Here is a 9665-nt window from a genome sequence, read left to right as displayed (position 1 = left end):
CCGTCTTAAACGGTTCTATAGAGAACGTGTTTGCGCACGTTCTTTTTTTTTTACTTTATACCTACATTATACTGATATAAAGTAAATTAGTCAACAAAGATATTTTGTCGCCAAACTTCAGGCACGTCGATCAATAACCAAGAACAGAATTAGGCGACAGATTTTAAACGGCGCCATGTTTCCAAACCTGCAGGCTTATTCCGGGTTTACATTTTGGCGACAATGGCTACCTCTTGACCTCTTTATTTTTGATAGTATCATTTTCTCGATCTCTAACATTTTCTTTGACACCCTGATAAGTTTTATATTTCTCAACAATGTCATGAAATTGTTTATTTAACACTTGTCTTTCAAATTTCACTTCCTCGATAGTTTTATTTAGATCACCTCTCTTAGTCGATTTATCAATTTTTAAGTCTGATAGGATTGCTTCAGAAGTTTCAACTTTTCTCAAATCATCAGAACTGAGACCATCAATTGCACTGATGATTTTGTTCAGACGAGAAATTTTTTCATCTAAAACAGACAGTTCTTTTTCTGTTTCATGAACCTGTTTTTCAAATTGTTTTTTCAAATCTGAAAACTGTTGACCAGTTGAAACACCTTTTAAAGAGAGATACTCAAAATCTTTGATGATCTGATCAAGTTTTGATATATATTGATTTTTGTGAAGCACTAAATGCTGATTATCATGAGACAATTGCTTGGCAACTGTGTTACCAGTCATAAATTTATTTTTAGTTGCATCATCAGAATTTGTGAAATAGAAAAAATCTTTTTTCTTGATAAAAATATTATAGTTACCATCATTAAGTTTATTGACTTGGTGTGAGGGCACTAATATAGCTCCACTATTAAGTAGACCATAATCAATGTCAATATAAATACCGTTTTTTGTTTCCTCTTTTACCTGCCAATCTTCCACTAAAATTTTCATTTCAAAATCATCACTTTTTTCTACCTTAAATTTTTCATATTCGTTCTTTATTTCGGATTGAGAGAATACAGAAACATTTTTAGAGACAATTTTTTCAATATTAGATATAGAATATTTACCACGTTTTGAAAGTGTATCATCACGTGTATTTCTTTTTTGTTCCATATCTGCAAGACGATATTTTACATTTTTTCCAGTATCATCAATTATTACATTCAGAGCCTTAGCTTTTTCTTTAAAATCAGAGATGGAGGTAGAGTGCTTCAGTAAAAAGTTTAAACGCTCCTTTATCTCAATTTTAAAATTATTTTTTCGTTGATAGGCAGAATATTTCTTATACGAGTTTTTCATTGTGTTACTTAAAATATTAGCACCTGCAATGTCCGCATGCTTATCAGAAATATACTTCAAACTTTTCGCTGTACCCTTTTGCCATCTGAATTTTTTAAGGGTTGTAGAATTTGTTGTATTAAAAATAATGTGATTATGTATATGATCTTGGTCAACATGAGTTGCTACTATGAACTCATGATCGCCACCAGTCAATTCTAAAACTGTTTTTCTTCCTAGTTCATGAATTTCTTCAGGAGTTAAGTTTTCATCAGGGGCAAATGATTGTACTATATGATGTGCCATTACTCGATTAGGATTGTTCATGTCAGAATTATCAGGATTGCCATTGCTAGCATTAGCCATTATTTTTGTTAGAAAAAATTCTTGGTCAGCATAATTTACATTTGAAATTTGATGCCCTGAAACCAATTGCATCATTTTTTTATCTTCAGTAAATGTGACTGGAAAATCTTTTTCAGTTTCTACATAAGGTACATTTGTTTTTTTAGGGTTTAAAATATATTTGACAGACCTTGTTAAACGTTCAGGTGTTTTTATTTGCATTGTTTTAACGACAAAGCTATAAAGCCCACAATTTACACTTATTTATTAATATGTACTGCTTTAGAAATGAACCCAAATGATTTATTTAAAGGATTAAAATCTGATTTATTTGCTGACAAATAAATCAGCCATCAATCCATATCATTGTTTTTTGAGGTACATTTAATTTTGATCTTTATAAATACGATACAAACATATATCCATTACCAACAGAAAAGTGAGATTTGAATATCTCGTTTTTTTATATCAAATAACCAATCACTTTGATTGCAAAGTATTTTTTTGGGGCTTTATCATCTTTCATAGCTGTTGTATGTTCAGATAAATAAAAACCCTGCCACTTCATCATAGCCCTGTCTTGATATTCTCGAACCTCTTTGTAGGGGCTATATGATCTATCTACTCTTGTCATTTTAAACCGTCCAATCCACCTGCTGAATGACCTCCAACAAGTTTACTTCTTGCTACTACTCTTGATCCATCAAGTAGTGAAGTTGCCTTTTGTAAAGCCAAAAATCCATACTGTTTTCTTATCTCGTCTATTGCTTCCTGAAGTGTTTCTGTCTTGGCTGCTTTTTTATCAAAGGTGTCAAATAAAGAAATTAGTTTGACTTCTTCACTGCATAGCCCACCAAATGAAATGCCTAATCGTCTCACACTACCACCAGAATAACCCGCTCTGAATAATGACATGATCTGATCACTTAACACAGCAATGCTGTTCGTGACTTCTATTTTCTTTTGAATATGTAGCCCTCGTTTATTTTCAGAATAAGCATAACCGACATACAGACTAACAACAGTTGTCTGCTTTTTGGCTTTTCTTAGTCTGATAGAGACCTGCTCAGTCATTTCTTTGATAACCAACTCAATTTGAGTTTGATCAGCATAATCTCTGGGCAAGACTTGCGAGTTGCCAATTGACTTTGACTTAGCATGATAAGGCTCATAGACTGTAGACTCATCAACACCATTGGCATGGAAGAATAATTGAACTCCAACGACACCAAACTCTTTTTTTAATAACGCAGGGCTACAATGTGCGAGATCATAGACTGACTTGATACCTAATTTATTCAGTCTTTTTTCAGTACGAGTATTGATCCCCCAGAAGTCAGTTAAGGATTTAATTTTCCAGACTTTATCGGGTATGTTTTCATAAGTCCAAAAAGCACGCATATTACTATTGTGTTTGGCTTCATTGTCAAGTGCAAGTTTAGCAAGTAATGGATTGCCAATGCTCATGCCAACTGTTGAATATATGCCAGTTTGATTGAGAATAGCTAATTGAATTTCTCTTGATAATCTATCGAGCTTTACTTCAGCAGGCAACGCTTTATCATAAAAGTAGTTTAGAGAACTTGTTAAATCAACAAACCCCTCATCAATCGAATACCAAAATATATCTTCAGGAGATGCAAAATTTTGAATAGCATGTTGAATTTCAATGTTTTTCTCAATGTATTTTGACATTCTCGGAGGTACAATTTCTGTTCTCTTTGCCCAAGACTCTATAAATGCTACTTCACTTTTTGAGGGTGGCGTAGCTTTATTAAGCCAATCACGTGGAGCTGTACGATAATAATTTTGGTAGTTGAATTTTCGATTGTTGGTATAAAAGGGTAGGTCTCTACTTCGACCAACATTATCTTTTCCAAATACTTTTTTAAAGGTTGGCGAACTTGCTAGTATCAGACCTGCTGAGTTGTCTGCACCACTCATGACACATAGTGATGTAGACAAAGGATTTAGACCTCTTTCAACACACTCTACACTTGCGTAGAATGATTTCATGTCAATAAAAGCAATCGCCCTGCGCTGTTCTTTTGAGTAATCAATTAAAGGGTCAATTTCAATCATATAGACACCTCTTTGTAAATAGTGTTAGTTAAATTAACTAACACTATTCTAGCACTTTTCAAAATGATGTCAAATATTTACCCATATTTTAAAAAAATAAAAATAGGCGAAGCCTATCTTTATTTATCTTATATATATTTATCTTTTGTTCTTTTGCGTACAAAAAAAGTCAATTATACCAAGGCCTGACAGATTTATATAGCAACAAAAAACTGTGTATATAGCAACAAAAAACTGTGTATATAGCAACAAAAAACTGTGTATATAGCAACAAAACGACTAGCTTTGTTGCTATATACACAGTTTTAATGTATAATAAAAAACATAGAGAACTCTCTCGCAAAAAAAGTTTTCTCTATGCCAAATTCAAACACGCAAAGGAGCGTATTTATATGTCCATTATAACAAAAGGAAATGAAAATAAAAAGGTGGTAGATCCTTTGAATGAAATCAAGAGAAGAAAAATAGTAGAACACAATGACCTGATAACTAGCATTGCTAAAATGGATAAAGTACCTTTAAAGATTTTTGAGTTGGCAGTATCTTATATTAATACGGATAATCCACCAAAAGACCATATTATTTATCTTTCAAAAACAGAATTATTTAAATTTTTTGATGTCTCAGATAATGATAAACATAGTCGCTTTAAAAAAGCAGTTGATAAAATGCAAGAACAAAGTTTCTTTAGAATAAGAGAAAAACAAGAACGTGGTTTTGAGTATGAAAATATAGTACCAATCCCTTATGTTAAATGGGCTGATTACCATGATGAAGTTATAATTGAATTTAATAAAAGAATTATGCCTTATCTAATCAATTTGAAACAAAATTTTACGCAATATGCCCTGTCTGATGTCATGAACTTAAACTCTAAGTACTCAATTATTCTTTATAAGTGGCTATCCATGCAATACAATCAATATGAACATTATTCAAACAAAGGTGGTAGAAGAACAGAGCAACTAGAAGGTTATTGTAATCCAGAAATAAAAGTATCTGAACTTAGAACTATGACAGATACAATAAATGATTATAAAAGGTTTCAAAGTTTGGAACAACGTATTTTAAAAGAGCCACTAAATGAAATTAATCATCATACTCATTTTGATGTGACTTATGACAAAATTAAAAAAGGTCGTTCAATCGATAGCATACAGTTCCATATATCTAAAAAAGCTCGGCCACAGGAACTAAATGGAGAATACAAGGAAAGAGAACAGGATCCTGCATACCTGCAAGGTAAGAAAAATAGAGAAGAACAGACGGCATTATTATCAGCTAAAGCAATGCAAAATCCATACACAATGGAACTACTAGAGTTTGAAATACTGGAAATGAGAAATTTAGCCGACATCAGTCTAATGGCACGTCTACAAGAAGTAGTTTATCCAATATATTCAGAGATTGAGGGACAAGCAGGTATTAACCGTGTTAGAGAACATTTTGAAACTATTAAAAATCATAGACAAGATTATTCTAAACCAAATATAGCTCAATATTTATTAGTTTCAGCAAGAAATTTTTTAGCCAGTGGAGATGTGATCAAAAAAGAGAAAGGAAAGACTAAATACTTAAGAACTGAAGGAAATGTTGAAGCAGTGAATGGAAATAAAATACCTGACCACAGATATAAATCTGCATATGTGAATGAAACAACTCCAGAAGAACAAAGAGAGCTTGAAATAATTAAAAAAGAACTTTCAGACTCAATGAAAAAGTAATGTAAGAAATAAAAAAAGTATTACCTACTTCTTTACAAGGTAATACTTTTTAAATACCAAGATAACACTAAGGTATGAAATAAGTAATACCTTTGTATTGGCAAAGTATACATAAAGGTGTAAGAAGGTAATACCAAGTAAATACCAAGGTATGAAATAAGTAATACTTTGGTATTGACAAAGTAAACATAAAGGTGTAAAATGGTAATACCAAGTAAATACCAAGTAAATACCAAGTAAATACCAAGTAAATACCAAGTAAATACAAAGTAAATACCAAGTAAATACCAAGGTGTTCTTAAGAAGGAGTGTAATATGGAAGTTATCAGCTTTATGGCAATTAAAGGCGGTGTTGGTAAAACAACAATGGCTTTTCAGTTAGCAAAATTTTTACAGGATAGAAAGAAAAAAGTGCTATTGATTGACATGGACGGACAAAAAAGTTTAACAGGAACTTTTGAAAGCGAGAATGTTAGCTTTAAAAATAGTCTTAGTATATCTGATATATTAAGTAACCCATCTATAACAGAAGAAGAAACTGCTATAAATGACTTCATCTCTTTTATTCCTTCGGTCAGTAATCTAGATAATTTGACAGACTTGTTATCAATAAAACCAAATAAAGAATTACTATTATTCATGTGGTTTTCTAGAAATATAGACAGACTAGAGAAGTCGTATGAATATGTCATAATTGATTTACCACCAGCTTGGAATTTATTGACGAAAAATGGCGTAGCAGTTTCAGACAAAATTATTTCCCCACTAGACCCAAGTAGATTTGGATACGAAAGTCATATAAAAGTATTACAAAGTATTGCAACGTTGAAAAAAGAAGTGGTAGACCCTGTTAGTGGAAAAAGCTATATAACAGCAACAGTAAACTTTTTAGGGAACAGAGTAAAACACAATACTAAAACATCAAAAGAATTTTTAAGCGCATTAAAAGGGATTGATAATGTTATAGGTATTATTCCAGAGAAAGAATTAATTAATGCGAGCATGCTTGAAAAATTGGGGATCGAGGAGTACTTAAGGAAAGAAGAAAAACTGAAAGAACAAGAAAAATTCCTGATATTGATAAATGATATTTTTTCAAATATTTTAGAGGCATAGAAAAGGGGTAGAAATGGCTAATAAGTTTGAACAATTTTCAAGTACTAACAATGAATATGAACAAGAGAACACATTTCCGAATACAGTGAAAGAAAATGTTAAAGAAGAAACTAACATTGATATGAATTGGGAAAAGAAAATAAAAACAAGTTTTTCTATTAAAAAGAGCAACTTAGAAAAATTGGATAGCCTTGTTAAACAAACAAATGCGAGGTCACGTTCATCTATTTTAGACAAAATAATAGAAGATACATATGAAATGTTTGATAAATAGAAAAATCAACCATCTTTTGGTTGATTACGCTCTTAGCCAATCAGTCCATCAAGATTTATAATCTGAAACACAAGGATGATAAGCAAGAAGAACTCACGACTGAGTATGTGGAATTGTTGACTTCACCGCTTGAATTGGCTGAATACAAGTCAGCTATCACAGAGGCAATGTTCAAAGGCACAGCTCGCAACATTGAAAGTGAACTTGAGACAAAAAACAAAGCAGGCAAGTAAGTGATGTTGAAACATTTACTCGCCTTTACTATTACGGAACAGTTCAGATGGGCATGACACCAGATGATTTTTGGTTTTGTCCGTTTGGATTGTTTTTTGATTTATGGGAGTGCCATAAGCAGTTTACTGGTATCAGCAAGCCTAAAGTTGAGATGTTCATTGATGATATTATTCCTAGCGGAATCTAATTGTATTGCGTTTGTCCGCACGAGGTGCTATAATATAGTCAAATAAAACCTCGAAAGGAGTGGTGCAAAATGGCAAAGACAGCAAATTTATATGCAAGAATTGAACCCGATGTGAAGGCTCAAGCAGAAAGTATTCTCACAAGTCTTGGAATTCCAGCATCCAATGCAATCAATATGTTTTACAAGCAAATCATTCTTCAACGTGGGATTCCATTTGATGTAAAAATTCCACAACATAGTGTTTTGGATGCAAGTAAACTCACTGAAGAACAAATGGATGCGGAGCTTGAAAAAGGCTACGTTCAAATGTTGAATGGCGAAGGGGAATCGGCTAAGGATGCTTTTTCTAGCATTCGCAAGGAATATAACCTATGAGTTTTGAAGTAAAGGTAATGCCTCAAGCAAAGGATGATTTACGTGGCATCTATGAGTACATCGCTTATGAACTTCAAGCTTCGGGCAATGCGAGTAATCAACTCGACAGACTTGAAGAACACATTCTGAAACTCGATACTTTTCCGACAGGTTATCCGTTGTATTCTAACGAACCGTGGAAAAGCCGAGGGTTACGATTTATGCCGATAGACAATTATGTCGCTTACTTCATACCGAATGAAGAAACAGAAATCGTGTCCGTCCTCCGAGTTTTCTACGGGAAACGTGATGCTGATAATCAATTGAACAATCACACTGAATTTTAATTCTGGAAAGACTGCTTAGACGGTCTTTTTTCATACCCAAAAATCAAGGAAAGGAGGTACTTAAGTGGCAGATAACTTTGGTCTAAAGATTGGGATTGATGGTGAAAAAGAGTTCAAAAACTCCCTCCGTGACATCAACCAATCCTTCAAGGTACTGGGCTCAGAAATGAAACTGGTATCGTCTGAATTTGATAAAAACGACAAAAGCATTCAGGCAGTTTCTGCCAGAAATGCTGTCCTCAATAAATCTATACTCATCATGTTTAAACATTAAAACGGTATCTTCTTTCAGAGGAGATATCGTTTTTTCTTCTTCGGAGAAGGAAACAAAAATTTCTTCTTTTCTCTATCATTTAAATTAATTGATTTCTTCAGAGAAAGACTGTAAAATTTTTGATATAATGTCAAGGATGGTCTGATAGATATTTAAAAGATAATGTTCAAAAGAATTACAGGTGAAAATTAAAAATATGTAAGATTGGACAGAAGTCTTTCTACGATCATCCATGCGGAAACAAATTATATGAAATAAAAGGAATAACCAATGACCGGAAACTATTCAACACGTGAATACCGAGAGAAATTATATGATGATCTTCATGTTCGATTAAGTGATACAGTGATTTTGATGTGTGCGATTTTTATTGCCTCTATAGGTCTAAATATGAATTCAACAGCTGTCATTATTGGAGCCATGCTGATTTCCCCTCTTATGACACCGATTGTTGGACTGGGATTCGGTTTAGCAATTTTTGATACGCGTTTAATCAGACAATCTCTAGAGGTTTTATTTACTCAAGTATTGGTCAGTTTGCTTGTATCGACTCTGTATTTCTGGATTTCTCCCTTATCTTATGCAAGTAGCGAGTTGATTGCACGAACCTCTCCAACCATTTGGGATGTTGTCATTGCTATTGCTGGTGGGATAGCAGGTGTCATTGGTTCAAGGAAAAAAGAAGCAAACAATATCGTGCCAGGAGTAGCCATCGCAACAGCTCTAATGCCACCTATCTGTACTGCGGGCTATGGTTTAGCTAATGGAAATGAACGATATTTATTTGGGGCTCTCTATCTTTTCTTGATCAACTGTGTCTTTATCATGCTAACCAATATCGTTGTAACAAGAATTTTGATGAGAAAATCTCCCTTAAGTTCATTTAAAGAGCTAAACATTAAAATGAGAATTGGGTTGATATACTTGATTGTATTATTGGTCCTTCCAGCCAGCTATTCAGCAGTCACTCTGACGATGGATCAAGCGCGAAAAGAAGGGATCAAACAGTTTGTAGGAAAAGAGTTCGCCAATCATACGGTGATTAATCAAGTCTACAAGTCAAGGAATAATGAATTGGTCTTGACGGTTGTTGGAGATCCGATTTCAGAAGAAGAATTAGAAACCATTCGCCAAGAACAAGCCTCTTACGGTATTCAATCTGTTCAATTGAAAGTCAATCAAGTCCATAATTCGACAAAATTAGATAGTGAGACGACCAAGGAATTTTACGAAAACATTGACAAGTATATCGATCAAAAACTCTCTGAAAAAGATTCACAAAACGATCTCGTAAAAGAAATTGAAGCAGACAAGGATTGAGGACGATGAACTGAATAGGTTTTTATGCCGTGTTTTTCTTGTTTGTTCTTCTTTCTTACCTATAAAAAAATAAAATTGATGAATACGAGATTTTTCTTTAGATGAAAGAAAGGGTTCTGTTGCGAAGTTTGAAAATCAAAC

Annotated in this window: 12 protein-coding genes; 9 read left to right on the top strand and 3 right to left on the bottom strand. The window is 33.2% G+C overall.

The window, feature by feature from the left end; all coding sequences use genetic code 11:
* Positions 1 to 226: 226 nt before the first annotated feature.
* The 3 genes from RR45_RS10380 to RR45_RS10375 all read right to left on the bottom strand — a co-directional run bounded on the left by RR45_RS10380 (position 227) and on the right by RR45_RS10375 (position 3694).
* Complete coding sequence (locus RR45_RS10380) at positions 227 to 1834, bottom strand: helical hairpin domain-containing protein (RefSeq protein WP_031367200.1); 1608 nt, start codon at positions 1832 to 1834, stop codon at positions 227 to 229.
* Between the two features lie 241 nt (positions 1835 to 2075).
* Positions 2076 to 2246, bottom strand: a complete 171-nt coding sequence (locus RR45_RS11305; protein WP_167362613.1) for a hypothetical protein — start codon at positions 2244 to 2246, stop codon at positions 2076 to 2078.
* Positions 2243 to 3694 carry a Y-family DNA polymerase gene (locus RR45_RS10375; protein WP_031367199.1) on the bottom strand — a complete coding sequence of 484 codons (1452 nt, stop codon included), beginning with the start codon at positions 3692 to 3694 and terminating at the stop codon, positions 2243 to 2245. The genes RR45_RS11305 and RR45_RS10375 overlap by 4 nt, the downstream gene beginning before the upstream one ends.
* A 392-nt stretch (positions 3695 to 4086) precedes the next feature.
* Here RR45_RS10375 and RR45_RS10370 point away from each other — a divergent pair, with 392 nt between their 5' ends.
* The 9 genes from RR45_RS10370 to RR45_RS10335 all read left to right on the top strand — a co-directional run bounded on the left by RR45_RS10370 (position 4087) and on the right by RR45_RS10335 (position 9524).
* The gene (locus tag RR45_RS10370; protein ID WP_031367198.1) at positions 4087 to 5418 is read left to right on the top strand and encodes a RepB family plasmid replication initiator protein; all 1332 of its coding nucleotides are present in this window, start codon (positions 4087 to 4089) and stop codon (positions 5416 to 5418) included.
* A gap of 315 nt (positions 5419 to 5733) precedes the next feature.
* Positions 5734 to 6534, top strand: a complete 801-nt coding sequence (locus RR45_RS10365; protein ID WP_031367197.1) for a ParA family protein — start codon at positions 5734 to 5736, stop codon at positions 6532 to 6534.
* A gap of 13 nt (positions 6535 to 6547) precedes the next feature.
* Entirely contained in the window at positions 6548 to 6808 is a 261-nt protein-coding gene (locus tag RR45_RS11465; protein ID WP_031367196.1) for a hypothetical protein, read from the top strand.
* Positions 6809 to 6828: 20 nt separating this feature from the next.
* Positions 6829 to 7041, top strand: a complete 213-nt coding sequence (locus RR45_RS10355; protein ID WP_244148327.1) for a hypothetical protein — start codon at positions 6829 to 6831, stop codon at positions 7039 to 7041.
* A gap of 53 nt (positions 7042 to 7094) precedes the next feature.
* Positions 7095 to 7229 carry a hypothetical protein gene (locus RR45_RS11550; protein ID WP_269845680.1) on the top strand — a complete coding sequence of 45 codons (135 nt, stop codon included), beginning with the start codon at positions 7095 to 7097 and terminating at the stop codon, positions 7227 to 7229.
* Between the two features lie 69 nt (positions 7230 to 7298).
* The gene (locus RR45_RS10350) at positions 7299 to 7604 is read left to right on the top strand and encodes a type II toxin-antitoxin system RelB/DinJ family antitoxin (protein ID WP_031367194.1); all 306 of its coding nucleotides are present in this window, start codon (positions 7299 to 7301) and stop codon (positions 7602 to 7604) included.
* Positions 7601 to 7930, top strand: a complete 330-nt coding sequence (locus tag RR45_RS10345) for a type II toxin-antitoxin system RelE/ParE family toxin (RefSeq protein ID WP_031367193.1) — start codon at positions 7601 to 7603, stop codon at positions 7928 to 7930. Before RR45_RS10350 ends, RR45_RS10345 begins: the two co-directional genes overlap by 4 nt.
* Positions 7931 to 7994: 64 nt before the next feature.
* Positions 7995 to 8204 carry a hypothetical protein gene (locus tag RR45_RS10340; protein ID WP_031367192.1) on the top strand — a complete coding sequence of 70 codons (210 nt, stop codon included), beginning with the start codon at positions 7995 to 7997 and terminating at the stop codon, positions 8202 to 8204.
* 270 nt (positions 8205 to 8474) lie between these two features.
* Entirely contained in the window at positions 8475 to 9524 is a 1050-nt protein-coding gene (locus RR45_RS10335; protein ID WP_072353695.1) for a DUF389 domain-containing protein, read from the top strand.
* Positions 9525 to 9665 lie beyond the last annotated feature (141 nt).

The organism is Pseudolactococcus chungangensis CAU 28 = DSM 22330 (assembly GCF_002441885.1).
In the GTDB taxonomy this organism is placed as follows: domain Bacteria; phylum Bacillota; class Bacilli; order Lactobacillales; family Streptococcaceae; genus Pseudolactococcus; species Pseudolactococcus chungangensis.
The sequence above is the reverse complement of the archived record's forward strand: the minus strand, read 5'-3'. Positions and strand labels throughout refer to the sequence as shown.